Consider the following 26,987-nt stretch of genomic DNA (forward strand, 5'->3'; position numbering starts at 1 on the left):
CAGAGGTTCTCCAATCACGATTGAAAAGGGTACCTTCGATTTGCCTACTTCCTTCATCCTTATTTCCGTACAACATGAAAAATTCCCTCTCCCGGCGTCAATTCATGAACAGCAGTTTGACAGCTGCCACTGGCCTGGCCGTATCAGGTATTCTGCCCGCTCCTGCTCTGGCAACCGGCTTCCCTCCCGAAAACAACCTACTCGTCGTTGGTCCGGTAGAAGGCTATTCGCCTATGATTGGTACGCTGGTTTCGATGCTGCGCTATAATCGTGAGACAATCATCAATACTATCAAGAATCTGACCGTTGCCCAGCTCGATTTTCTGTTCGACGGGCACGCCAATACCATTGGCGCGCTGGTGATGCACCTCGGCGCGACAGATAAGTTCTACCAGATCAATACGTTCGAAGGTCGGCAGGAGATGAACGCGGCCGAAAAGAAGGAATGGGGCGCAGCCATGGAACTGAATGAGGCCGGCCGCAAAGAAATCAAAGGGCACGACGCTCAATATTACATCGACAAGATCACGGCCGTTCGGGAAGAGACCCTGGCCAAACTCAAAACCAAAGACGATGCCTGGCTGCTGGCCCTTGACCCAGTCTGGTCGAAACAACAACCGGTTAATACATACTGGAAGTGGTTTCACGTCTGCGAACACGAATCGAACCACCGGGGCCAGATCACCTGGCTCAAAAGCCGCCTGCCGGGGGCTAAGCCGGCGAAGGACTGATACACCAAAACGAACATCTGCCTGTTTGATTCTGTCTAGGTAAATAATAAATCAGGTAATTTTGCACTGTAAGCTTGTTAGTGAACATATGCAGAAAGCAAACCAGTTAGACGAAATTGATGCCGCCGTTAACAAATTTGAGCCAGTTACGCCGGAAGATGCTTTCTACGTCAATTTTGAACATTTAAGAGGTGATTTCCAATCGCGGGATGTAACACGTATTCTAAACGTAACACCCCGCAATGGTCATTACTATTTTAATTATCAGCCTAACCGTAATAACAAGACACTGCTTTTTTTAGCAGGTATGCGTGGTTCAGGGAAAACATCAGAACTGGCAAAATACGCACAGCAGCTTAATTCGCCTGAATGCTTTTTTGTCGTCACCTGTAACGTAGACGAAGAACTGGACATGGACAAAGTACAGTACATGGACATTCTCATCTTCCAGTTAGAAAAATTGCTTTCTAAAGCGGCTGATGTTGATTTAGCTATCGACGATACCATTCTCGATAGCATGAATGTTTGGTTTCAAGAACGGGTCAATGAAATTAACCGCAATCTAAAAGCAGAAGGTAATGTAGAGTTAGAAGTTGGCAACGACGACTCATTTAGTATTACCAGTCTGCTCGGTAAGCTGATTGGCGTAACCACAAAACTAAAATTAGGGTTGTCTGGTAGCTACGAGCGAGCTATGGCTATTCGGACTAACATTAAGAATCGTTTCCCAGACTTTTCGCTTAAGTTCAATACGTTTATCGAGCAGGTTAATGAGCAACTCCGTCGCGAGGGGAAAGGACAGGAGATTTTGTTTATCGTTGATGGTCTGGAAAAAACCATGAGTGCCGAAACTCGACGGGCCATCATTATGGATGAGTCAAACCGAATTCGTCAGATCAGGGCTAATACGCTGTTTACCCTACCCATCGAACTGATGAAAGAGGAACAGCGTATTCGCAACTTCAGCGAAATCATTACGTTTCCATTTATTAAAATCGTAGACCGGGATGGCAGTGAAATAACAGCAGCGATTGAGCGATTTGAAGAATTCGTCTGTAAACGAGTCAACGAAGCACTTTTTGACTCTATGGATACAGTTCATCTTGCTATTCGTTATAGTGGTGGGTCACCCCGTCAGTTACTTCGCATCATTGAGCAGGCTGGCTGGTTAGCGGATATCTCTATTGGAAAAATAACCCGCGAGAATATGGAGCGCGCTATTGAGAAGCTCGGTAATGCCACTGCTCGTTACTTAGAAACTACTGATTTTGAATTATTGAAGAAATTAAGAGCTGATCTGGAAGCTGGTCACCCAATTGGGTTCGATAGTTCGATTCAAAATTTGCTGGAGAAAGAAATTATTTTCGAATACAACGATGGGACCTACAAACGTGTAAACCCACTACTAGAAACTTCAAAATTGTATCAACACCGCGTACTCGATCAAGTCTGATGGAAGCTCAATTTGATGACGATTTACGTCTACTGACAAATGCGCTCCGGCAGGAAACCTTCCGTTTTATTCTGATCGGCCACAACCGCTATAGTCTCTACAAAGAGATTGCCGCCCGAATAGAGTCTTTGTATCCAATCCGCACCACAGTCTTACGGTTGACAGGTAAAGAGTACCGACAAATAGCTGACGACATTACGGGGGTAAAAGATGGCATTATCCTTATTCCTGATTTTGGCTGGCTATTTCAGTCAGGTAATGAAGATACCTGCGTTGCCTTCAATCAGCGTCGTGATGCCTTTGCCCGTTTGAATATTGCTTTTGTCTGCTTTATCGAACCTAATGAATTTGCTCAAGTTCCCTATAAAGTTCCTGATTGGTGGTCATTACGTTCTCTTGAATTGGATTTTCATCGAGATAAGCTAGAAGAGGTAGGCTCATTTCAACCTGCTTATTTAGAGGAAATGTCGTCTTTAGGAGGACAAACGAAAGAAGAAAAACAGACAGAAATCAATAGACTTCTTCAACAAATAGATACTATATATTCAGAAAACGATTTCCTACTTGCGTCTAATTTATTCCAGATAGGAAGAATTTTTTATGATTTATTTGATTATACAGAAGCAAACGAATATTATCAAAAAAGTCTTACTATTTTTCGAAAAATAGGAAATACATTTGAGGAATGTATACTTCTCAACAATATAAGTCAAATTCATGATGCAATAGGCAATTACGATTTGGCCTTGAGTTATCTTCAACAAAGTTTGGCGTTACAGGACGATATTGGAGATAGTGACTTAGAGGCAAGCATACTAAACAACATTGGCCAAATATACTACGTGTGGGGAGATTATAACACTGCGTTAGAATATTTGGAGAGAAGTTTATCTTTAACTCAAGATAAAGAGAAAGAAGGTGTAACGCTAAGTAATATTGGTAATATTTATACACATCTTGGGGAATACGACAAAGCATTAGAAATTTTCCAACACAGTTTAAATATTCAGATAGCCAGCAGAAACTTACGTGGTCAAGGTCTAGCTCTTAATAATATTAGTCAAGTCTATACCTCTCAAGGAGATTATACAAACGCTTTGGCCTGTCTTCATGAAAGCCTTATTATTAGGCAGCGTATAGGAGACAAAAAAGGAATAGGATCCAATTTAAATAACATTGGATTAATTCACTATACCTACGAAAACTATGAAAACGCTTTAAAATATTTCCAGCAAAGTCTAGAAATAAACCAGCAAATAGATAATAAGAGCGGTATGGCGACAGCATTATTAAATATTGGTGATCTTTATCTTGATTGGGGTCAAGACATTAAAAGAGCTATCAGTTCTTTAAAAAGAGCGCTTGAATTATTTAAACAACTTAAATCTCCAAGCATTAAGACCGTCCAAAAAGCTCTTGACGCCATCCGTGAACAGATAGGTAACGAACGTTACAATGAGCTGATTCAATCTGTTTAATACATTAATTTCTCTCCAGCCCAGATAGCTGTGGACCGGAGAGAAACGGCATACCTTACCGCGTCAGGCGGTACAGCAGCACGGCGGTACGTTGAATCAGGAGCGGGTACTCCTTGCTGTTCATGGTTTCTTCAATGCTGTGCGCCCCTTTGCCCGATGCACCCAAACCATCAATGCAGGGCAGGTATTCGGCGATAAACGATACGTCACCCGCCCCGCGCGAACCCGGATCCCCAGCAGCAACGGGACCAAGCCCCATGTCCCGGCTAACTTTATCCACCTCCAGACGCAGCTTGTCGTTGGCGGCAGTTGGCTCCATCGACGGAATACCATCCACGAACGTAATTTTCGAACCAGTCAGCGGCAGGCTTTTGCTCACGATTTCGTGCATCCGGACACGCGCCTTTTCTTTCTGCGCTTCGCCCAGAAACCGTAAATCGCCTTTTACCAGCGCTGAGCCAGCAATAATATTCGTTTTGCCGACAGCACGCGCTTCGGCCGTTTTGTCGTCGTATTTTACGTCGGCCCCACCCACGATCAGGCCGGGGTTAAAGGTCAGGTACTGCTCCTGCCCCAACACCCGCCGAAACTCGGTCAGAATTCGGGCAGCTTCGTAGATGGCTCCGTAGCCCAGGTCACTGAAAATCCGCGACGAGTGGCCTGAGCGCGCTCGTACATCCAATGTCCAGCTACTCGATCCCCGCCGACCAGTCGTGACGAGATTAAGGCCCTGCGCCGTTTCGAAGGCTAGCGCCAGATCGCACCTTTTAGCCCGCTCGATAAAATCCAGGCGGCTTGCCATGCCCCCTCCACTTTCTTCATCACCCGTCAAATAGACTGTGATATTGGTGTCATCCAGCAATTGCTGCTGCTGCATGGCTTTTAGCGCGGCAATGATCATGACATCACCACCCTTTATGTCGTTCACGCCCTGCCCCGTTATTGTCGAGTCGCTGGTGTGCGTATACGGCTCCATCGGCAGACTCTTCTCAAACACCGTATCTAAGTGACCAATCAGAAAAAGCTTTTTCCCTTTCTTGCCCTGCCGGGTAGCCACCAGGTGCCCCGCCCGGTTGAGCGAATCCGGTAACGTAACCCACTCGACGGTAAAGCCCAGCTTTTTGAATTCGTCCCCCATCAGGTTGCCCACCTGCCGAACGCCTTCTTTATTGAGCGAGCCACTGTTGATGTTGACGACCTTTTCCAGAAACGCTTCGGTTTCCGGCATCTGTTTTTTCACCGTTGCCACCAGCGTTGATTCGGGTTTGGTCAGTGACTGAGCATAGGTCGAACAGCCGCCCAGCAGCAAGAACAGGACAAGTTTTTTCATGGGTACGATTCACAGGATTGTATTCGTGGCTAAAATAAGGAGAAGGCAACCAGCAGGAAAGCGCTTGACTAAGAACAATTCTGTTTTCTGGCCCAATGTCAGTTATTTCTTCGCCTAAAAACGAAGACCGCCAGGCAACCCAATGGTCACCTGGCGGTATCTCGGCACCGATATACGGTACGTGCAGTGAATAGCTTTCGGTTATTTCCAGCCGCCCCCTAAGGCACGGTAAATATTTACCGTAGCATTGATCTGTTGCATCTTTGTTTCAACCAGATCGAAACGCGCTTCCAGTGCATCCCGCTGCGTTAGCAAAACTTCCATGTAATCAGCCCGCGCATTGCCGAACAGCGTATTGGCAATATCGGTCGACTGTGTCAGGGCTGTTACTTCCTGTGTTTTCAGGTTGTAGCTGTTTTCCAGGTTGCTGATGTTCGCGAGCTGATTAGCCACTTCTACGTAAGCATTCAGGATCGTCCGTTCGTAGTTGTAGACGGCCTGCGTCTGCCGGGCGTTGGCGCTGGAATAGGCAGATTTTATGCCCAACCGATTCACCAGCGGTGCAGTCAGCCCCCCCGCCAGTGAGTACAGAATGGATTGGGGAGTCGATAGTAGAAACATCGGATTGAAGGCTTCGAAACCAGCGCCGGCCGTAATATCCAGTCGTGGATAAAAGTTAGCCCGGGCCACCTGTACGTCCAGCTTGGCAGCGGCCAGATCCAGCTCCGCCCGTTTGATGTCGGGGCGGTTGGCCAGCAGCTGCGATGGCACACCGGCGCGAACAACCGCCGGGGTCAACGTAACGAACGACTGCGAATTCCGAACGACAGGCTGCGGATACCGACCTACCAGGAAGTTGATCCGGTTTTCGGTTTCCACGATACGTTGCTGAACCGAGTACTGCATCTCGCGGGTGTGCAGCACCTGGGCTTCGAATCGGCGCACCGCCAGTTCGGTCACCCGGGCCGATTCTTTCTGCAGCCGCACGATCCGCAGGGCATTGTTCTGAATATCGATGTTCTCTTTCAGAATCGACAGTTGGTTGTCATAGGCCAGCAGTTCATAGTACGAAGTAGCGATTTCACCGACCAGATTCGTGATCATGAAGTTCCGCCCTTCGGTGCTGGACTGATACCGGAGCACCGCTGCCTGCTTGGCGTTACGTAGTCTCCGCCAGATATCGACTTCCCAGCTGGCAAAAGCGCCGACCAGAAAGTTGGGCAACGGATCGGGTGTCCGGCGTTCTTTAATAGTAACAGCCTCTTCCGTTGCTCCCTGAAGCGTATACCGCCCCGGCCGGTCCAGCCCGGCTTCGCCCCGCAAGCCCACAAAGGGGAGGTATTCCCCCTGGCGAGCCTGAATTTCGTTACGCGTGATGGCAATTTCCTGCGTGGTGATGTTCAGTTCCTGGTTGTTTCGCAGGGCCGTGGCAATCAGCGTATCCAGGTTGGGGTCGGTAAAAAACTCCGACCAGGCAACCGGACCATTCGTACGGGCTGTGTCCGTCGTGTTGACGTAAGCAGCCGGAACCGTTCTGTTCTCTGTTTTGGTGACTAAAGCCGGGGTTTTGCAGGCGGTATTGATTAGGGTGATCGACAAGGTAACCCCTAACCAAGTGACGATTTGTTTACTTCTCATTGATTTCACTTTCTTCTAGGTGGGGGAAACTGTCTACAGAATGAACCAGCTCTTCGGTTAGTGATCCCTCTTCTTCATCCTTGATCATCTTGCGACCATCGGCCAGACTGCCGAATATGTAGTAGAGGCCAGGGATGATAACAACACCGAAGATGGTTCCGAACAGCATACCGCCCAGGGCCGACGCACCAATAGTACGGTTACCGATAGCTCCGGCCCCCGTAGCCACAATCAGCGGAATCAAACCGGCTACGAAGGCAAACGAGGTCATCAGGATCGGGCGGAAACGGACTCTGGCCCCTTCGATTGCGGCTTCCAGAATGGTGGCGCCCTCCTGTCGTTTCTGGACGGCGAACTCAACAATCAGTACGGCATTCTTGCCGAGCAGCCCAATCAGCATGATAAGTCCGATCTGGGCGTAGATGTTATTTTCCAGTCCCATCGCTTTCAGCATGAAGAACGAACCGAATACCCCAACAGGCAGCGAGAAAACAACGGCCAGCGGTATGATAAAGCTTTCGTACTGAGCAGCAAGCACCATGTATACGAAGGCCAGTACGATCAGGAATACGTAGAGCGATTCGTTACCGCGAATAGCTTCGTCGTACGAGAGCCCTTCAAACGCGATATCGTACCCTTTCGGCAGCGTTTTGGCCGCCACTTCCCGGATAGCCTGGATGGCATCGGCCGTTGTGTATCCCTTGGCAGGAAGCCCCTGGATAGCCGCCGAATTGTACATATTAAACCGAGTAATCTCGTTCGGCCCCTGTCCTTTTTTCAGCTTCATGAACGCCGAGTAAGGTACCATTTCGCCCGCGTCGTTCTTGACAAAAAGATTCAGGATATCCGATGGCAGCCGTCTGAAAGCAGGATCGGACTGCACGTACACTTTGAAGAACTGGTTGAACTTGATAAATCCTTGTTCGTACGTACTACCGATCAGGATGTTCAGGTTATCCATTGCTTTTCCGATCGATACGCCCTTCTGCATGGCCAGCTGATTGTCGATCTCCAGTTCGTACTGCGGATAGTTAGCTGCAAAGAAGGTGAACAGACCGGTCAGTTCGGGGCGTTTGCCCAGATCTTCCATGAACTGCTTGTTGACCTTATCGAATTCGCTGTAATCCGTATCGGTGTTTTTATCCAGCAGACGCATCGAGAAACCACCCGACGTACCGAAACCCGGGATGGCTGGTGGCTCGAAGAATTCAACGGTCGCGCCGAGATTTCTCGATTTACCTTCCAGTTCTTCCATGATCTCTTTTACGTTCTTGTCACGCTCCGACCAGGGTTTCAGGTTGATCAGACACGTACCGGCGTTCGAACCCCGGCCTTCGGTCATGATTTCATAACCCGCCAGCGACGAAACCGACTCAATACCCGGCACCTCTTCGCATATTTTCTGCAGCGACTGAGAAACCTGATTGGTTTTTTCCAGCGTAGTACCCGGAGGGGTCTGGATAATGGCGTAAATCGTACTCTGGTCTTCGTTCGGAATAAAGCCGGCTGGCAGAATCTGGTTCTCTAAGAAGATACCCGCGCAGAAAGCCGCCAGTACCAGGAACGTTACCACGCGCCGGTTCACGATCAGGCGCAGGATACCTACGTACCAGCCCGTCATTTTATCGAAGCCCCGGTTGAATCCATCGATTGCGCGGGTCAGGATATTTTTCTTCGGTGGGTGGCCGTGGTGATTTTTCAGCAGCATGGCACACAGCACCGGTGTCAGCGTTAGGGCGATCAGGGCCGAAATCACAATGGAAGAAGCCATTGTAATCGAGAACTGCCGATAGAACGTACCAACCGGGCCAGTCATGAACGAGATCGGCAGGAATACCGACACCATCACCAGCGTAATCGCGATGATAGCTCCGCTGATCTCACCCAGTACTTCGCGAACCGCGCCAAAGGGTGTTAGCCGTGGTTTTTCTTCCATCTTGGCGTGCACGGCTTCCACCACCACAATGGCATCATCGACCACAATACCAATAGCAAGTACCAGAGCGAAGAGTGTAATCAGGTTGATGGATAGCCCAAACGCCTGGATGACGAAGAACGCCCCAATCAACGATACCGGCACCGCCAGGATCGGAATCAGCGTTGACCGCCAGTCGCCAAGGAAGATAAATACGACGAGAGCCACCAGAATAAAGGCATCGCGCAACGTATCAATTACCTGCTCGATCGACGCATCCAGGAACTGTGATACGTCATAGCTGATTTTGTAGTCCACCCCCGGCGGGAACGACTCTTTCATTACCTCCAGCTTCTCTTTTACTTCTTCGATTACATCGCTGGCGTTACTACCATAGTTCTGCCGCAATACAATAGCTGCCGATGGGTGTCCATCCAGGTTGGAGTAAATGTTAACGAATTCACTACCCAACTCCACGCGGGCAATATCCCGCAGGTGAATGCTTTCCCCTGCCGAGTTGGCCCGGATAATGATCCCTTCGTATTCTTTCGGGTCGCTGTATCGTCCTTTATACGTAAGCACGTATTCGAGTGACTGAGCCGCAATACCGGAGCTTTGTCCAAGTCGACCCGGTCGCCCGATAATACTTTGCTCACCCATGGCTTTCATTACCTCCTCGACGGAGACATTGTAGGCCCGCATCCGGTCTGGGTCCAGCCAAACACGCATGGCGTACCGGCGGCTACCTAAGATCTGCGCCCGGGCAACCCCTTTCGTCCGCTGGATTTCGGGGATCATTTTTACCGTAGCGTAGTTAAACAGGAATTTCTCGTCAATGCTCTTTTCTTTCGAATAGAGGTTAACGTACATCAGCATACTGGGCTGAATCGGCGTAATGATAACCCCCTCCCGCTGCACCAGTTCGGGCAGCAGCGGCATCACCTGGTCAACCCGTGTTTTCACCCGGACAACGGCATCGTTGGGGTCGGTACCCGGTTCGAAAATGATCCGGAGCGTGGCCTCACCGGCACTGGTGGCATCGGTAGCGATGTAGCGCATGTCCTGCACCCCGTTGATGGCCTGTTCCAGGGTAATCAGCGTGGATTTGACCAGTACGTCGGCACTCGATCCGGGATAGTCAATAAAGATATTGACCGTAGTCGGCGCAATATCCGGGAATTGAGAAATTGGTAATTTCTTGATAGCCAGTACACCAATAAAGACGATCATGATCGAGATCACGATAGCGAATACAGGTCTACGGATGAATTTTGTGAACATGTCTTCTTGGTTTTAGACTGGCTGGTTATTCGGCGTACAATCCTAGGTTCGAAATAACCGCAGTAGGCTTTTCGAATTTGTAAGCAATCTTCTCGTTCTCTTTCACCTGACGCAAGCCTTCCAGCAGAATCTTGTCGTCTTTGTTCAGACCGGAACTGACCACGAAAATGTGGGGCATTTCGGCGGCAATCTTGATTTCCCGCGACCGCACTTTGTTGTCTTTGTCGATCACGTAGACGTATTTCTTTTCCAGTACCTCGAAGGTAGCTTTCTGCGGAATGATCATGGCGTTCCGGATGGGCACTTTCATTTCGATGTTACCCGTTTCGCCGTGCCGCAGCAGCCCTTTGGGGTTTGGGAAGGTGGCCCGGAAAGCGATGTTACCCGTTTCGTTGTCGAAGTCAGCTTCGATGGTTTGTACTTTACCGGGATACTGGAACAGCTTATTGTTTGCCATTTTCAGGCTGACGTTGTTCAGATCGGCCTCACTTGCTTTTTCCTTCAGGTTGAGGTATTCGGCTTCCGGCACATTGAAATACACCCACATCTGACTGTTGTCCGACAGGGTGGTGAGCAGATCGCCTTCGTCGACCAGGCTACCCAGCCGCACCTGGAAATGGTCCATGATACCGCTGAACGGCGCCTTGATTTTGGTGAAGCCCAGATGCGCTTCGGCCAGCGATACGTCGGCTTTGGCTTTGTTGAATTTAGCGTTGGCCATCGCCAGTTCAGTTGGCGCCACGATTTTACTGTCGGCCAGTTTTTTGGTATTCTGATACTCAATATCAGCGTAATTGGCTTCGGCCTGTGCTTTCTGCAGTTCAGCTTCGTACAGTTTGGGCATGATCTGGAACATCATCTGTCCTTCTCTGACCAGTTGTCCTTCATCGACGAAGATTTTCTGGATATAGCCCCGCTGCTGCGCCCGCATCTCGATGTGACGAATCGACCGAACCTGACCAACGTATTCTTTCGTAATCGTCGTGTCGGTCAGGAGCGGGCTGGTGACCTGATATTCTACGGCTTCTTCCTCTTTTTCTTCTTCGTGTTTTGTGCAGCTTGTAACGCTCACCAGGGCGCACAAGCTCATGAGCATTAAAATTTTCTTGGGATTCATCTTCGTTGAAGCGGTGGGCATCAGCCGCGTTGGTTTATTGGTAAAATAGGTTGCTGTGTTTGGCATTAGCTCGTTCCGGTTTGGCTTCGTTTACCTGGTAGAGTTGTTAAAATTTTGGTTAATGAGCAGGCTGCTGAACGGCGATTGACTGGCCGGGGGGGGCGTTGGACACCTGCTCCAGCCGATGGATCAGGCTGTCCTGCTGTCGATTAGTCCGCTGGCAATCCGAAAGCTGCTGCTGCCATACGATCTGGTCGAGTGGCTGGGCCGAGCTGCTCAGTTCATACTCATACATATTCTGCTGATGACTCTGCTTATACAATAGAAACCCATTGAACACCAGCGAAAGAGCCAGTGCCAGCCCAAAGCTGTATAGCAAAATCGAGGGGAAAGTCCGGCGTTGCATACTGGTGTCTATCTTAACTGACACAAATCAACTACCAGGACATTAGAACGACGTGAGAAGGAAATTTATAAGTTGTTAAAAAGGTACTATAGCCGCCCCCATTTCCAAGCTCAAAAACCTCTTCTATAACTAAAAAGTACTATTTAAAGCTCAAATAAGTAAACTTCGGCTCGTTGCAGCTTCTTCTTAGTAAACTGGCTGACCTGTGGCAATACACCGCGTAAATACTTTATTAAAGCTCCTCTTTATGATCCTGTGCTGCCACTCCATGAGCAGCGCTCAGGTAACCGACTCACTACTCAGTAAGGCAAGGCAACAAGGACAGGGGCGGCTCTTACCTGTAGAAAACAAGTATCAGCTTTGGGTAGAAGAAGCCGGCACCGGCGACACGGATTTACTCATTTTGCCCGGCGGACCCGGTGATAGCCATAAGGGATACGTACCTTTTCTTCATAACCTGGCTGAGCGGGGTGTTCGCGTCCATATTCTGAACATGGTCGATTGTGGCTTATCAGATCGAACGCAAGACTCGAACTACTGGAATCTAGCAAATTACATCCGGGATATAGACAGCGTCTGTAAGCAGCTAGGTTTAAAAAAATTTTACCTGTTAGGCCATTCGTTTGGTGGCCTGATTGCCCTGGAATACGCTAAGCAGCATCCAACCGCGTTACAGGGTGTTATTGTATCCAACATGACGGATAGCTGGTCTGGTTTAATCCAAAATGCAGGCGACTGTCTGGACAGCTTACTATCGCATAACTCTGAAGGTCAACAGATTACTCAACAAATGCAGTCGATTGACAGTACGTCAGCCATATTTCGTCAACTGGCGAATCGATACGATAGCTTATCCGGACAGTTGTTTAATCAATTCACTAACCTAGCCAAATCGGACGTAACCCCAGCGCTGCAACCGCTCTACTCCTCACCGGATACACTGATCGGAAAAAACCTAGACGTGTACCGCTACTTTTGGCAGTCGCAGGAAATCAATGATTGGGATTTCAGGCCATTCTTAAGCCAGCTCCAGTTACCTGTTTTAGTAATGGGTAGCGGTCGGGATCACGCTCTTACGGCTACAGACATGACTCGCATGAAGGCAAGTTTACCGAATGCCACTTTAGCTTTTTATCCGCAAGCAGGTCACGTCCCATTTTGGACGGAGGACGACCGTTACTTCCAGCCGCTGTTGACCTTTCTAAAGACCAAGAGGTAAGTCAGTGCTTACCCATCGACGCACAGGCAATACGTTATACGTTTCCCGCAAACGAGTCTGCTCGATCAGGCAGTTTGGTTGTAACGCGGCAATATCATGGTAACGGTAGTTCCCTGGTCGACGCTGGATGCAATCTGTAAACTTCCCTGGTGTAACTCTACGATTTTCTGCGTAACGGCCAGGCCGATGCCATAACCGGGGACACTACCTACGTTTTTCCCCCGGTACAACGGAGTCAGGATATGGGCAACGTCCGTTTCGGCAATGCCCACTCCCTTATCAGTTACGACTACGGTAATCTGGTCATTCCTTGCTTCCAAAAGCACGGAAACCGCATCGTCGGAATACTTACAGGCGTTGTCGAGTACGTTCAGAAACGCCGTTATCAGCAGCATCATGTTCCCTTTTATCGTAAATGCCTCTTCTTCAGTTGTCACGAATTGAAGCGGCAGGTTACGACCCGGATATTTTGACTGAATCTGCCCAAGGGCCGTCAACAAACAATCGTCAACCTGCGTGCTGGTCAGCGTGAGGGTACTGCCTGTAACCTTGGCGAGGCCCAGTAACCCATTTGTCAGAGCAATCACCCGCTTCAGTTCGTCGACGGCGATCTCCATACTGTCACGCCAGTCGGCTGGATTTTGATCATACCGAAGAGAGGTTTCCAGCGTTCCCAGAACGTTGGTCAGTGGCGTACGTAACTCGTGAGACGCATGAGACACAAAACTGCGCTGAGACACAAACGCATCCTCCAGTCGAAACAGCATCTGGTTGAAGGTCATAGCCAGCTGGGCAATTTCGTCGCGTCGGTTTCGCTCGTCGACACGCTTATCCAGCCGAGTGGCCGTAATTTGCTCGACTTCGTCCACAATCTGCGAAATAGGCTTCAGCACCCGTCCGGAAAAATACCAGCCAGCCAGTACAATCAAGGCAAACCCAAGCAGGTTAGCGAGCAGCAGAATCTGCTGCAGTGTCCCCAGTTTGGCAAAACCAATCCGGTCGTAGCCTGAGGCAAAAATATAGAACCGCTGACCCCGATCCTGAAACAACAGCATGATCGATTCGAGATGACCATTTTTGAATTCAACCAGTGAATTACTGGTTACCAGGTTCTCGATCTTCTCTTTGTAATAATCGCTGTCCTTCAGCGTGCGATTGGTAAAGACCAGGTTATGCCGACTATCGTAAATACTGATCTGCTCCTCCACGATAGACAGCAGGTCGGTACGGACCATGTTCTTGAAGAAATCGTCGTGCAGGTGCCGACGGGAGATCAGCACTCGCCCGGTAACCCGGGCTTTAGCTTCCAGCCGACTGTAAAATTCCTCCTGCCGGTAGAGTGAATAAAAATACCACACCAGCAGCGACAGCGTGACCTGGATAGCCATAGCCAGCAGGGTGAAGATAATCGTCAGGCGATTGCGAATAAGCATGGAAACAGCAAGTAGCGGCCTTTGGTACGCGTTACAATCCGCCGAGGAAACGACTAATCTTCGCGCAGGACGTACCCCATACCGACAATGGTATGCAGCAGTTTCGGCGAAAAATCCTTGTCGATTTTCTTACGCAGGTAACTGATATACACGTCAATAATATTCGTGTTGTTATCAAAATTCAGACTCCAGACCCGTTCACCGATGTCTACCCGCGAAATGATTTTACCCTTATTCAGCATCAGGTATTCAATCAGAGCGTATTCGCGGGTTGTCAGGTCGATCCGTTTGCCGGCCCGCGTTACAGTCTTCGCATCCAGATTCAGTTCCAGATCAGCCAGTTGAAGCACCTGTTTCGGCCGGGAACCGTTTCGGCGCGTCAGCGCCCTGAGCCGTAGTAGCAGTTCCTGAAACTCGAAGGGTTTTGCCAGGTAGTCGTCGGCCCCCGCGTTGAAGCCATCCGATTTGTCGGCCAGACTATCCAGGGCGGTCAGCATCAGCACCGGTACCGCTTCGTTCTCCTCCCGGATCAGCCGACACAGCTCAAAGCCATTGATGTGCGGCAGATTAACATCCAGGATGATGATGTCGTAGCTATTTTGACGAAACAGCGACAGGCCGGTACGTCCATCAAAAGCGACGTCGACTTCATAACCTTCTGCCGATATGCCCTTGCGAATAAAGGATGCCAACCGCTCTTCGTCTTCAACCAAAAGGACTTTCATGAAATCTGTAAATTGATCGGGGCCTGCTGCCGGCCTTTGTGTTCGTCCTCGACTCGTCAGGCAAAGATACTCAAGATTTGTTTTCCGGCCGGGCCGGTGTTCCTCTCAGCACGCTGCCCCCGGATCGGGCAGCAGTTCAGCTACGTGTATCGGTATGCTACGTATCGGGTTCGCTCCCCACTGCCTACGCAAAGAGCGCTGGCCGAGTCAGGTACCAGACGGCTTAAACAGACTTGCCCGGCAATCAAGAAAGGCCGTATTTAATAGCATAGAGGCACAACGTATGATTGTAACCAGCAGCAGCGACATGTTTATCCGGTTTCGGCAGGAGCTACACCGCTACCCGGACGTATCGGGTCAGGAAGTAGAGACCCAGCAACGGATTAAAACATTTGTCCAGCAATTTAATCCCGTTTTTATCCGCGAAGTCGGTGGTACGGGGTTGCTACTGCAGTACGGCACGGATACGACGGGGCCGGTTACACTGATCCGGGCCGACACGGATGCGCTACCCATTCAGGAGGTCAATACGTTCGGCCATCAATCGACAAAGCCCGGTGTTTCACACAAGTGCGGCCACGATGGGCACACCACTATCCTGGCCCGTGTTGCCTCACTACTGACCGGGAAACCCCTCAAGGGCCGGGTTTATCTACTGTTCCAGCCCGCCGAAGAAACCGGACAGGGCGCCCAAGCCGTTCTGAATGATCCGCTGTTTGATATTATTCCCCCTGATCAGGTCACGCCAGACCGGGTCACGCCAGACCGAATCTTTCCTGACCGGGTCACGCCTGACCGGGTCTTTGCGCTTCACAACCTGCCGGGGTTCGAGCAGGGGGTTATCGTTTGCAAACCGGGACCATTTACGGCGTCGGTGTTGAGTATGATTGTAACGTTTACGGGCAAGGGGTGGGCTGCATTTCTTCTAAGCGGCCTTCTCGTCCAGATTGGTTAGTCGGTTAAAATCAGGAATCTGTCGGTGTTCCCTCCGTTTTTATCTATTCCATTTTTTCTGGTTACAAAATGGTTGTTGCTTTAAGGAACAGCCCGGCCATCGAGCCGTACGAACCAGTTCCTAAGCAGCTTATTATCCTTTTTATGACTACCCGACGTCGATTTATTCATCAGGTCAGCGCTCTAACGCTGGGCGGTCTTGCCTTGCCTCAGTTCATTAACGCAGAGGGCCTTTTACCGACAGCTACGTACCCGATTGGCATTCAGTTGTTCACGCTGTTTGGAGCCATGAACGAAGACCCCAAAGAAACCCTTCGAAAAGTTGCCGCTGCGGGCTACAAGGAAGTGGAATCCGCTTTTAGTCTGCGACCCGGCCAGAACTATTACGGTTACTCGGCCAAGGAATTTAAGGCGCTGGTTGAAGACCTGGGCATGAAATGGCGGGCCCACCACGCTATGGGTGCGCCGTTCCGTCCCCGCCCGGCCGCCACTCCACCAGCGGGAGGACCACCGGCCGGCGCTGGACAGCAACCAGCCCGTCCGGCTATGGATTTCTCTAAAATGCCGCCTATGCTTAGTCTCCGCGATAACTATCAGCAGTTAGTCGATCAGGCGGCCGAGGGGGGACTCTCCTATCTGGTCTGCGCCAGCACGCCCGTCGCCACGATGGACGAGATCAAAAAATCCATCGAGGTATTCCAGAAAACCGGCGAAGCCTGCAAGAAGGCAGGTATTGGTTTTGCGTACCACAACCACGCAACCGAATTTGATGCAGTAGAAGGGAGTACCAAAACACCGTATGAACTGATTCTGTCGCAAACCGATAAGGACCTGGTCAAGATGGAGCTAGACCTGGCCTGGGCCGTCAAGGCCGGAAAAGATCCCGTTGCCCTGTTTAAGGAGCAACCGGGCCGATTCCCGCTCTGGCACATCAAAGACATCAAGGACGATAGAAAGACCATTACCGAAGTAGGTAACGGTATCGTCAATTTTAAACAGGCATTTGCGGCCGCGAAAACGGCGGGGCTGACATACTTCTTTGTTGAACAGGACATGGCTGCGGACCCCATCGCCAGCATCACAACGAGCTACAATAACCTGAAAAAAATTCTGGCCTGACACAACGATGAAACCTAACAACTACGTATCTGAGAAGTGGCCTGCCCGCTGGCGGAATACGGCCTCTTTGGCAGCCTCTGCGCTGCTGCTCACCGGTTTAGCCTCGTTTATGGCGCAGGACGAATCCGGCAAACCCGACGAAACCCGCTTTACGCCCGTTGTTGTGGCTGAAGATCTGGACGAACCCATGACGTTTGAGGTGACTAAAGACGGCACAGCTTACATCATTGAGCGCAAGGGAGGCCTCAAGAAATACGACCCAACGACCCAAACGGTTAACCTGATTGCCACTATCCCGGTCAATACCAAATATACATCCAAAGAAGGCAAGGTATCGGAGGCCGAAGAGGGATTGATGGGGTTATCGCTCGATCCTGACTTTGAGCAGAACCACTGGATTTATCTCTACTCCGCCCATCCCACCGAGTCAAAACACATCCTGACCCGCTGGGAACTGCGCGACGACAAACTGGTCGAATCGTCGCAGAAAGTGGTACTGGAAGTACCCACTCAACGCGAAGTATGCTGCCATACGGGGGGCGGTATGACGTGGGACCGGACCGGGAATCTGTACCTGACGGTTGGCAACAACACTGGCAACCAGCAGGCCGCGCAGACCGACGAGCGGGAAGGCCGTAGTAGCTGGGACGATCAGGGGCACGCGGGCAATACCAACGATCTACGCGGAAAAATTCTGCGTATTCATCCCGAAGCTAACGGTACGTATACGATTCCAGAAGGCAATCTCTTTCCCAAAGGCACGGACAAAACCCGGCCCGAAATCTATTCGATGGGCCACCGGAACCCCTGGCGCATCAGCATCGACAGCCAGACGGGCTACCTGTACTGGGGCGAGGTGGGTCCCGACGCAACAAACGACTCAGAAATTGGTCCGCGGGGGTACGATGAGCTGAATCAGGGGCGTAAGCCTGGTAACTTCGGCTGGCCCTGGTTCGTGGGGAACCGGCAGGCATTTCCGGTCTACGACTATGCAGCCCAGAAGCCGCTGGCAAAAAAAGACCCGGACAAAACCATTAATTCTTCGCCTAACAACACCGGTCTGACCGAGTTGCCACCCGTCGCGCCGTCGTTTATTTACTACCCGTACGGGGCGTCGGAGGAGTTTCCGCTGGTGGGCACCGGCTCGCGGTCGGCAACGGGTGGACCGATCTACCACCAGGCCGATTTTAAAGGTGCGAAACGTCCCTGGCCGGCGTATTACGAAGGCAAGTGGCTGGCGACTGATTTTTCCCGGGGCTGGATCATGTCTATTACGATGGATGCCGACGGTAACTATAAAAGCATGGAACGCATCCTCCCCAGCTACCATCCTGTTGAGCCGATTGATATGAAATTCGGTCCTGACGGCGACCTGTATGTGCTGGAATACGGTAGTAACTGGTTCCGCAAGAGCGACAACGCCCGGCTGGTACGTATCGAGTATAACGGCGGCAATCGTAAACCGCTGGTGCAGGCTTCGGCCAGCAGGCAGGGCGGGAACGTACCCCTGCAACTAACTCTTTCCGCCGATGGCAGCAAAGATTACGATGGTGACGCCCTAACCTACCAATGGAAAGTTACCTCCCCCGGTATGGCTCCTCGTACTCTGACGGGCATGAGTCCGTCTGTTACGTTTGACAAACCCGGCGTTTATTCGGCGCAATTAACCGTTACCGACTCGCACGGAGCGGCCAACAGCCAGTCAATCCGTATCATTGCCGGTAATGAAGCGCCAGCCGTAGCGCTCAACCTGAGCAGCAACCGAACGTTCTTCTTCCCGGATCAGCCCATTCAGTACGCGGTCAATGTTTCCGACAAGGAAGATGGTGGTCTGGCCGGCGCAACGGTGTCAACGGCTAAGGGCGTTCCCGGCAAGATCAGTCCGGCGCGGGTGGCGATGAGCATCAACTACACCTCAGAGGGTTTCGACTACGCCGAAGTGATGCAGGCGCAACGTAGCGTCGATGCATCCACGCAGTTTGCTGTCGCGCAGGCGCTTATCAACCAGAGCGACTGCAAAGTCTGTCACCAGATTGCGACTAAATCAGTAGGACCAGCGTTCACGGCGGTAGCGGCAAAGTATCGGGGCAATACCAGCGCCGTTGATAAGCTGGTTACGAAAATTCGGCAGGGGGGCGTAGGTACCTGGGGCGACGTAGCGATGCCAGGGCATCCGGCCATGTCGGTGGCCGATGCGCAGACGCTGGTTCATTACATTCTCAACATTGACCAGAAAACCCTCAGCAGCCTTCCCCTGCAGGGAGATTATGTCGTTAAATTACCCGAAGGCGACAACGGCAAGGGCTCTGTACTGATCCGGGCGGCCTATACCGACCGGGGTGGGCTTCAGAAAGCCGCCAAACCAGTTCCCTCGCAAACGTCGGAGCAGATGATTGTGTTGCGGAGTCCCCAGGTCAACGTAACAACTGCGCCCATCAAACAGGGCGTCGATGTAAAAAGCGACCGGGCTGAAAAAATCATGGCCTACGCCAAAAGCTACCTGGGTTTCCGCCAGTTTGATCTGACCACGATCAAGCGGCTGCAACTGGATGCCACTGCCCAACGGCGGGAAGGCAGCGCGGGAGGCACCATTGAAGTCAGAATCGACTCGCCCACGGGGCCAATCATTGCCGAGAAAGTTATTGAACTGGCCCCTGAGGTTGACATGGCCAAACTGATGGCTCAGATGGAGTCCGGCAACAGTGCCAAGCCAGCCAGCACCAGCGCCAGCGCGGGCAGTGCACCGGGGGCGGCTGGCGGAAAAGCCCCCGCTCCGGCGAATCCCTTTGCTCGCCCACCGGTCTTCCTAACGCTGAAGCCGACCGAAGGTGTCCATGATCTTTATTTCGTTTTCAAGAATGATCAGGCTAAAGCCATTCAGCCACTCATGTCGCTGGCGAACATCAAATTTTTGAACAGCGACAAGTAAGCTCGCTTGAGCTCTTTTTTGTCATTCCGACGAAGGATGAATCTTAATCTATCCTGACCTTCAACGAAGGAGAGCTTACGATTTCTGCTTCGTCGGAATAACAAATTGCACGATTAAAACAGGCCGGCCCGACGAACGTTCGTCGGGCCGGCCTGTTTAGAAGTGTCAGTTCAGCGCTTTAGTGAACAGCCGATGGATCCATCCACATGGTTTCCCAGAGGTGGCCATCCAGATCCTGAAAACCATGGCCGTACATAAATCCCTGGTCGATGGGTTCTTTGATGAGGGTAGCCCCGGCATCAACGGCCTTTTTAACCAGTTCATCGACAGCTTCCCGACTTTCGGCCGACAGACTCAGGATGACCTCCGTGCTTTTGGTGGCATCCGTAAGGTCCTTATTGGTGAACGTTTTGAAAAAATCCTCAACCAGCAGCATTACGTAAATCGTGTCGCTGAGCACCATGCAGGTTGCGTTCTCATCCGTAAACTGCGCGTTGAAGGTGTACCCAAGTTTGGTAAAAAACTCGACCGATCTGTTCAGGTCTTTAACGGGCAGGTTTACAAAGATCATCTTAGCCATTTGTAAGTGTTGTTTAGAGGTTTGTTAACTCAAAAACAGTGATGGGTTTAGGAGTTATCGCGGCTCGTATTTGGTCCAGAAATAGTAGAGTACGAACAGGAAAACCAGCATGAACAGGGGCGGCAGCAGCGTAGTCCGGTCGTCGCTCACAACCGCCCAGGACGCCATGGCCCCGACGAAGTTGATCGTAAAACCGGCGAACGCCCATTCTTTGATTGTCCGAAACCAGGGTTGCAGCAGAGCCACTACGCCCAAAATTTTCGCCGTGCCCACAATGGTCAGAATGTAGACCGGGTAGCCCAGTTGTCGCATAACCTGCTGGCCGGTTTCCTCGCGGACAACACCCGCTATGCCGTCCATCAGCATCGCCACAGAAAAGAGAATCGTCAGGATCCAGTAGACGATTTTGATGGTTTTCGGTGTCATGCCGGTTTGTTGTTCCGACTGCCCCCTTGGTAGATTTGCACTTGTTTCCATGGTAGTTAAAGGAATATAAACGGTAGTGAGTAACGCCAGTCTGACCGGGTAATTTACCTGTTATTCCGGCGTTGTTTACCTGACAAAGTTGCGCGTTTTTCGAGCAGTAAATGGGGCAGATTGCGACCTTTTCCGGGTAATTTGCGACAGGTATTTGCTATATTTTCACTCCATGAAACACGTATCGATTCTGGTCCCGCAGGGTGCTGTTTTAGGCAGCGTCGAAGGGCCTCGCCAGGTGCTTACAGAGGTTAACAAATATCTGAAGAGCGTTGGAAAATCAGCGTTGTTCAACGTACAACTGGTTGGCCTGACGGAGTCCGTACCGGCGGCCGGTGGCAAATACACGGTGTTCACCGACGCGCAGACCAGTACAATTCGGAAGACCGACCTCATCATCATTCCTGCCCTGGACGGCGATCTGCAAAGGAGCATTGAGACGAATCAGGCGTTTCTTCCCTGGATTGTTGATCAGTACCAGAGGGGCGCCGAAGTAGGCAGTCTCTGCGTCGGCGCTTTTCTTCTGGCGTCAACCGGTTTGTTGAACGGCCGTCAGTGTGCTACCCACTGGATGGCAGCCCATCAATTCAAAAATTTATTCCCGGAGGTTCAGCTGGTCGAAGATCGGATCATCACCGACGAACAGGGGCTCTATTCCAGCGGGGGGGCTTTCTCCTACCTGAATCTGATTTTATACCTGATCGAAAAACACGCGGGACGGCACGTAGCGGTGTTTATGTCGAAAGCCTTCCAGATCGAAATCGAACGGAACAGCCAGTCGCCATTCATCATCTTTCACGGTCAGAAAGAGCACGGCGACGAAGCCATCAGGAAGGCGCAGGAACATATTGAAAACAACCTGGAGGAACGTATTACGGTCGATCAGTTAGCCAGCCTGTTCGCCATTGGCCGCCGGAATCTGGAACGACGCTTCAAAAAAGCAACGGCCAACTCGGTGGTTGAATACATCCAGCGCGTTAAGATCGAAGCGGCTAAAATGCGGCTGGAATCGTCCCGCGAAAATATCAATGAGGTTATGTACGGCGTGGGCTATACCGATCCAAAAGCTTTTCGTAGTACGTTCAAACGAATCACGGGTCTGTCGCCCATCGAGTACCGGCAGAAGTATAATCGAGAAGCCTTGATTGGTTGATCCACCAATTCGAAAGCAATCGTTTCGGAAGACGTATTCTCGTAAAAGAAACTCCCGGTTCGCAGCGAAGCGCTGTCAAAACCGGGAGTTTACCAGTTGGTTCAATAGGGTTAATACAGCTCCCTAAGTTTACTGCTTAGGATTCTTCGTAGGAGCGCTACCAGCCGCTGGCGGGTTATAAGCGATCTCATTATCCGGCACATCCCAGTAATCCAGGAAGCCATAGTTGATTGTTGCGTTTGTGCTGACAGCACCGGTGCGGTTCAGCGCAACTGCGCCCGTCCGACCTGTTTCCAGCAAGCCCCAACGGCGTGCATCGTAGAACGATAGCGCCCGGAACAGCAGACCAATCCGGCGCTCGCGACGCAGTTCTTCCTTAGCCGCTGCCAGACTCAGACTTGTTCCAGCCACGGCCGTCAGGCCAGCGCCCTGGTACTTACGAACTTCATCGATCAGCGCCAGGCCACCTTCGATGTTGCTTGTGTAGATCAGCGCTTCGGCTTTCATTAATTGATTCTCTTCGTACGAACTGGCCAGGTACTGCTCGTAGCCACCCGCGTTCGTATTCGAGAACGTAATAACCGATGCATTCCCTTCCGATCCGGCAGCGCCCCGATTAATGAGTGTCCAGCGCGTGAAGAAGGCATTACCCCGCGAGGATTCACCGATGTAGGCAGAGCTTCTTCTTGAGAAGTTGTTCGACAGCCGAAGATCACCCGTTTTAAAATCCTGGATCAGACGCTCCGAAATTTTGTAGGTGTTGTTCGCTCCCGTCGTTTTCGCCGATACGGTACCAGCTGTTGGCGACAGGAAATCGCTGGTTGCGTTCGAACGACCCGTGAATACCAGATCCGAAGCCGTGATCCCCGAGTTGGTCAGCGTCAGAATACTGGCCCACTGCGCTGCAGTCATGTCAGCCACGCGGGTGTTCACCAAAATGTTCCGGGCTTTCATCGTGTTGATATTCCGTACCCACATGGCAGGCGTTAGAACACCCCCTTTACCAACCCGGTTAAAGCTTGGAATCAGGCCCTGCATAGTTGCCGTATAATCGGCGGTAACGCTTAAGCTATTCAGCGCGGTAATAGCCGCGTCGAAGTTTTTGTTCGATTCCGCAATCATGGCTTCCTTCGCTACGTAGTTGCCATTGGTACCGTTCAGGGCTTCGCCGTTTGCCTTGTCATTGATGACACCCGCATAATACATCGAGCCAATCCGGGCGTAGGCGTAGCCTTTCCACCAATACGCCCACGCTTTCAAGACGTTTTTCTTCGTCTCAGCTTCACCCGAGAACGTAACCCCGTCGATGTTCGTCAGCAGGGTGTTGGCCGCGTTGTTCATGTTGTACATGTACGCCCATTCGTAATAGGTCGAGTTCTGGAAACCCGTCGAGTTTACGTTGGCCGTAATCCGCAGAAAATCAATCTGTTTGTTCGGCGAGTTCGGGTTCAGCAATACGGTACCGTCATCGAGCGTAACCTGGTTGGGCGCGCCAATCTGGTTGATGAACACGTTGGCGATATCGGTGCCGATGACGTCGCCCATCAGTTCGTGATTCCCGATAGCACCCGACCAGAAATAGCCCGGTACGCCATCGTAGTATTTCACATCCTTGAAACCCGTGATATAGAACCCTTCACCGAACGAGATCAATCCCGATTCAGTTTTCAGTGCCGGCGACGAAGGCTGGTTTGGGTTCTGAACATCCAGCTGGTCTTTGCAGGATACCAGCAGTCCGGTCAGTGCCAGCGCTAATCCATATAGTTTTAACTTATTCATTCGATCAATTTTTGTAATAAGTTTCCTTAGAATCCAATGTTTAACGCGGCCTGATACGACTTGAAGTTTGGCATGGTACTGTGATCCGTTCCGCGGTCCCAGGCTGAATTAGACGTACCCGAGCTGATTTCCGGATCGAAACCGGTGTACTTGGTCAGCGTCCAGAGGTTACGGCCGGACAGCACCAGTTGCAGACGCTTCACGCCAGGGATGGTGAACAGTTTGCCAAAATCGAGACCGACCGAAATGTTACGCAGACGGACGAACGACGCATCTTCGTAGAAGTAATCTTTCGTTCCGTTAGCCGTACGCTGGGCGTACACACCCCGGTAGAACGCTGTCCAGGCACCCGTCTGTCCGTCGATCGTGAACGGATTGGCGTAATCGCTGTGGATACCATCGCGGTACATCCACTCTTTTGTCTGATTGTAGAGGTGGTTACCCTGCAGCCAGTCAACCTGAACGTTGAATGTCAGGAAGTTCTTGTAGCTCAGGTCATTGATGAACGACATATTGAATTTCGGGTTTGGATCACCGAAACTGAATTTATCGGCCGTGAAATAAGGCTGTTTCGTTGCCTTGTTCACCACGAAACCGTTGCTGGCTACGGTGTAGGCTTCCTGCTCGGCTACTGGGATGAAGTAGTTCCCATTTGGATCACGGGCGTCAACGCTACCAATGGTTTTGTAGCCATACAACTGTCCAATTTTCTCGCCGGCTTTCAGAACGTAGTTCGTGCTACCCGCATTTGACGTGACCACAATGGGCGCTCCGCCCCGAACCGCCAGAATTTTAGACGACTGCTTACCGAAGTTAACCGTCGTGTTCCATTTGAACGCCGTGCCGTTGTATACCGTTGAGTTCAACGACATCTGCAGACCATTCGATCCTAGCGTGAATGCGTTGTCTGTCAATTTACCCAGACCAACCGAAGGGGCTACGTCAACCTGATAGATCGCATCTTTCGTTTTCCGATCCCAGTACGTGGCCGACAGGGCGATGGCATTTAACCAGCTCGATCCTTTAAACAGGCTGAATACCATGTCGGTACCCAGTTCCAGTTCTTCCGATACTTCTACTCCTAACGCTGGGTTAGGCTGCTGGTTCGCGTAGTAGAACGCCGTTGTGTTGCCGACAGTCATTGGCGTGATGGTTACGTACCGGTCAAAAGGTTGTGGCTGAATACCAGCCTGACCATAAGCCGCCCGTAGTTTCAGTTCTGGCAGAAAGTTGTTGACTGGGCTGTTTTCCCAGAATTTCAGCGACGACAGACGCAGGTATGCATCGCCACGAGGGAACGTAAATGGCTTGGAACCTCCGCCGAAGGCCGACGAGAAATCACTCCGAAAACCGCCTGAAATACCGATAAAGTCGCCGTACTCAAGCCGTTGGTTCACCAGATAACCGTACGTAATGAAGGGTTCGGTGTAATCACGATATACCCGCCAGGACGTAGTGTTTGCCGCGTTATAAGGCGCGTAAGCAGCTGGGAGGCCCAGGGCTGCACTCGTATATTCTTTATTCTTGCTGTTCCGATAGTCGAAAGCAACCTGCGTTACCGATTTGATGGGCAGACGCGATGCGAAATCCTCTTTCAGGTCAAAAACAGCCGTTGCCGTAGCCAGAAAGTTCTGGAATACTTTGTTGTTGACATACTTCGTCAGATCACCGCTGTTGTTCGAGTTGTAGTTCGAGATGTACGTCGCCGTTCCCTGGGCCAGCCAGTATTTGATGTTCGCATTATTGGCCTGGTTCATGTACTCCAGATCACGGTTCTGCGTCTGGAAGTTCAGACCATATTTAGCGTCCAGTTCAACGAACTTTGGAAACTTGTAATTCAGGTTCAGATTCTGGATAATGTCAACTTTGTTGTCATTATTCCGGGTGTATGCCTGCCGGTACGATGGGTTCGATGCGTTGATACCAATCGTCTGGTTCATGTTATACGGAATAGAACCGTCGGTGGTCAGCAGGGAGAAATCAGCCAGCGGATAGGCGTTCAACATGCTGTACAGGATAGTCCGGTCGTTGGATTTCAACGTACTTTTCGTGTACGCCAACTGCGTGATGGAACGCAGCGAAAGGCCTTTGGCTAATTGCGTACCGATGTTCGCCGAGAGGTTGCTACGGTCCCAGTAGCCATTGTTAAGGATGTTACTTTCCTGGTGGCTGTTGGATACCGATATACCAAAGTCAGCTTTCTGACTTCCGCCCGAAATAGCGATGCTGTTGTTTGTCGTATTCGCTGGCTTGAAGAAATAAGCGAAGTGATCGTGGTATTGTAAGTTGGCATCGTACGCTTTGCTGTTGGTAGCTGTTGGATCAGTCGAGTTATACTGTACGTTCTCCGTATAAATACCATTCGTTGCATCGAACGTAATAGGTCGTCCCGACGAACCAATGATGTTGTTGCTGGCATCAGTAGCAAACGCATGGAATTTCGCTTTGCTTACTCCCCCAACGTTCAGGTAGGTGTTCTGTGCAATGCTGGACGAAATATCGATGTTCAACTGGCCGTTCTTACCTTTTTTGGTAAACAGCTGAATAACGCCGTTAGCCCCCTGTGCCCCGTAGATCGTAGCAGCAGCAGCGCCCTGCACGACTTCAACACGCTCGATCGAGTTCAGGTCAATGGTTTGCAGGCTGGTCGCTCCCATCTGGATACCATCGATCAGGATCATTGGCTGCGTTCCCCGGTTGATGGTGTTGATACCACGTAACAGGATGTTCACGTCGGCCCCCGGCGTACCACCACGGCTGGTGATCTGGGCACCCGGAATTTTACCGATCAGCGCCTGGTCAACCGAGGCTGACGGCGTCTGAGGCAGGTCTTTAGCCGAAACCGATTCAACCGAGATTGCGATTTTCCGTTTATCCGTAGCAACCCCTACCCCGGTTACAACAACTTCGGAAAGCTGTTTGGTATCCGACACCAGTTTTACGTCTATCACGGAACTCCCTCCTAGCTCAACCTCTTTGGTCAGCATCCCAATAAACGAAAACACCAGATTGCCTCTCGTTGGCGCGGCTAGCGAGTATTTACCATCGGCATCCGTAACCGCTCCGGTCGTTGTTCCTTTTACAACGACTGATACGCCCGGTAGCGGATTCCCATCTTCAGTAGACGTTACCTTCCCGGTAACTGTCCGTCCCTGAGCCCAGCTTAATGCCCAGGTTGAGCAAACCAGAAATAAGCTCAACAGTAAACGTTTCGTCATATACTAGAAATTTAAACTACTTAGTCAAACAGGTTTAAACAAATGTATATGG

Annotated in this window: 19 protein-coding genes; 8 read left to right on the plus strand and 11 right to left on the minus strand. The window is 51.0% G+C overall.

Annotation, left to right across the window (positions count from 1 at the left end):
• Positions 1–74 precede the first annotated feature (74 nt).
• The 3 genes from HU175_RS21475 (at position 75) to HU175_RS21485 (ending at position 3,662) form a co-directional block, all read left to right on the plus strand.
• The gene (locus HU175_RS21475; protein WP_218037013.1) at positions 75–731 is read left to right on the plus strand and encodes a DinB family protein; all 657 of its coding nucleotides are present in this window, start codon (positions 75–77) and stop codon (positions 729–731) included.
• 88 nt (positions 732–819) lie between these two features.
• Entirely contained in the window at positions 820–2,184 is a 1,365-nt protein-coding gene (locus HU175_RS21480) for a hypothetical protein (protein ID WP_176568521.1), read from the plus strand.
• Positions 2,184–3,662 (plus strand): tetratricopeptide repeat protein, encoded by a 1,479-nt coding sequence (locus tag HU175_RS21485; protein WP_176568522.1) that lies wholly within the window; start codon positions 2,184–2,186, stop codon positions 3,660–3,662. Before HU175_RS21480 ends, HU175_RS21485 begins: the two co-directional genes overlap by 1 nt.
• 55 nt (positions 3,663–3,717) lie before the next feature.
• Here the strand turns inward: HU175_RS21485 and HU175_RS21490 are convergent, their stop codons facing one another.
• The 5 genes from HU175_RS21490 to HU175_RS21510 all read right to left on the minus strand — a co-directional run bounded on the left by HU175_RS21490 (position 3,718) and on the right by HU175_RS21510 (position 11,349).
• Positions 3,718–4,992, minus strand: coding sequence for a M20/M25/M40 family metallo-hydrolase (locus tag HU175_RS21490; RefSeq protein ID WP_176568523.1), 1,275 nt, complete (start codon positions 4,990–4,992; stop codon positions 3,718–3,720).
• A 201-nt stretch (positions 4,993–5,193) separates the two neighbouring features.
• Positions 5,194–6,630, minus strand: a complete 1,437-nt coding sequence (locus HU175_RS21495; RefSeq protein ID WP_176568524.1) for a TolC family protein — start codon at positions 6,628–6,630, stop codon at positions 5,194–5,196.
• Positions 6,620–9,826, minus strand: coding sequence for an efflux RND transporter permease subunit (locus tag HU175_RS21500; protein WP_176568525.1), 3,207 nt, complete (start codon positions 9,824–9,826; stop codon positions 6,620–6,622). The genes HU175_RS21495 and HU175_RS21500 overlap by 11 nt, the downstream gene beginning before the upstream one ends.
• A gap of 25 nt (positions 9,827–9,851) precedes the next feature.
• Positions 9,852–10,943: an efflux RND transporter periplasmic adaptor subunit gene (locus HU175_RS21505; RefSeq protein ID WP_176569314.1), complete on the minus strand. Its 1,092-nt coding sequence runs from the start codon at positions 10,941–10,943 to the stop codon at positions 9,852–9,854.
• A gap of 118 nt (positions 10,944–11,061) precedes the next feature.
• Positions 11,062–11,349 (minus strand): hypothetical protein, encoded by a 288-nt coding sequence (locus HU175_RS21510; protein WP_176568526.1) that lies wholly within the window; start codon positions 11,347–11,349, stop codon positions 11,062–11,064.
• 205 nt (positions 11,350–11,554) lie between these two features.
• Between HU175_RS21510 and HU175_RS21515 the strand changes: the two genes are divergently transcribed.
• Positions 11,555–12,568, plus strand: a complete 1,014-nt coding sequence (locus tag HU175_RS21515) for an alpha/beta fold hydrolase (protein WP_176568527.1) — start codon at positions 11,555–11,557, stop codon at positions 12,566–12,568.
• Between the two features lie 65 nt (positions 12,569–12,633).
• On the opposite strand, the gene HU175_RS21520 is transcribed toward HU175_RS21515, so the two are convergent.
• A complete protein-coding gene (locus HU175_RS21520; RefSeq protein WP_176568528.1) occupies positions 12,634–14,001 on the minus strand; it encodes an ATP-binding protein in 1,368 nt (455 codons plus the stop codon).
• A 53-nt stretch (positions 14,002–14,054) separates the two neighbouring features.
• Entirely contained in the window at positions 14,055–14,726 is a 672-nt protein-coding gene (locus HU175_RS21525) for a response regulator transcription factor (protein WP_176568529.1), read from the minus strand.
• A 283-nt stretch (positions 14,727–15,009) separates the two neighbouring features.
• Between HU175_RS21525 and HU175_RS21530 the strand changes: the two genes are divergently transcribed.
• From HU175_RS21530 to HU175_RS21540, 3 genes are all read left to right on the plus strand, one after another.
• The gene (locus HU175_RS21530) at positions 15,010–15,681 is read left to right on the plus strand and encodes a M20 family metallopeptidase (protein ID WP_228724238.1); all 672 of its coding nucleotides are present in this window, start codon (positions 15,010–15,012) and stop codon (positions 15,679–15,681) included.
• A 143-nt stretch (positions 15,682–15,824) separates the two neighbouring features.
• On the plus strand, positions 15,825–16,799 hold the full coding sequence (locus tag HU175_RS21535) for a sugar phosphate isomerase/epimerase family protein (protein ID WP_176568530.1): 975 nt from the start codon (positions 15,825–15,827) through the stop codon (positions 16,797–16,799).
• 7 nt (positions 16,800–16,806) lie between these two features.
• Positions 16,807–19,728, plus strand: a complete 2,922-nt coding sequence (locus HU175_RS21540; RefSeq protein WP_176568531.1) for a PQQ-dependent sugar dehydrogenase — start codon at positions 16,807–16,809, stop codon at positions 19,726–19,728.
• A 178-nt stretch (positions 19,729–19,906) separates the two neighbouring features.
• Here HU175_RS21540 and HU175_RS21545 read toward each other — a convergent pair whose 3' ends face one another.
• Positions 19,907–20,308 carry a VOC family protein gene (locus HU175_RS21545; RefSeq protein WP_176568532.1) on the minus strand — a complete coding sequence of 134 codons (402 nt, stop codon included), beginning with the start codon at positions 20,306–20,308 and terminating at the stop codon, positions 19,907–19,909.
• Between the two features lie 54 nt (positions 20,309–20,362).
• Positions 20,363–20,785: a DoxX family protein gene (locus HU175_RS21550; protein ID WP_228724239.1), complete on the minus strand. Its 423-nt coding sequence runs from the start codon at positions 20,783–20,785 to the stop codon at positions 20,363–20,365.
• A gap of 172 nt (positions 20,786–20,957) precedes the next feature.
• Between HU175_RS21550 and HU175_RS21555 the strand changes: the two genes are divergently transcribed.
• Positions 20,958–21,938, plus strand: a complete 981-nt coding sequence (locus HU175_RS21555; RefSeq protein ID WP_176568533.1) for a GlxA family transcriptional regulator — start codon at positions 20,958–20,960, stop codon at positions 21,936–21,938.
• A 129-nt stretch (positions 21,939–22,067) separates the two neighbouring features.
• Here the strand turns inward: HU175_RS21555 and HU175_RS21560 are convergent, their stop codons facing one another.
• A complete protein-coding gene (locus HU175_RS21560) occupies positions 22,068–23,717 on the minus strand; it encodes a RagB/SusD family nutrient uptake outer membrane protein (RefSeq protein ID WP_176568534.1) in 1,650 nt (549 codons plus the stop codon).
• Positions 23,718–23,743: 26 nt separating this feature from the next.
• Positions 23,744–26,935, minus strand: a complete 3,192-nt coding sequence (locus tag HU175_RS21565; RefSeq protein ID WP_176568535.1) for a SusC/RagA family TonB-linked outer membrane protein — start codon at positions 26,933–26,935, stop codon at positions 23,744–23,746.
• Between the last annotated feature and the right edge of the window lie 52 nt (positions 26,936–26,987).

Source organism: Spirosoma sp. KUDC1026 (assembly GCF_013375035.1).
Taxonomy (GTDB): domain Bacteria; phylum Bacteroidota; class Bacteroidia; order Cytophagales; family Spirosomataceae; genus Spirosoma.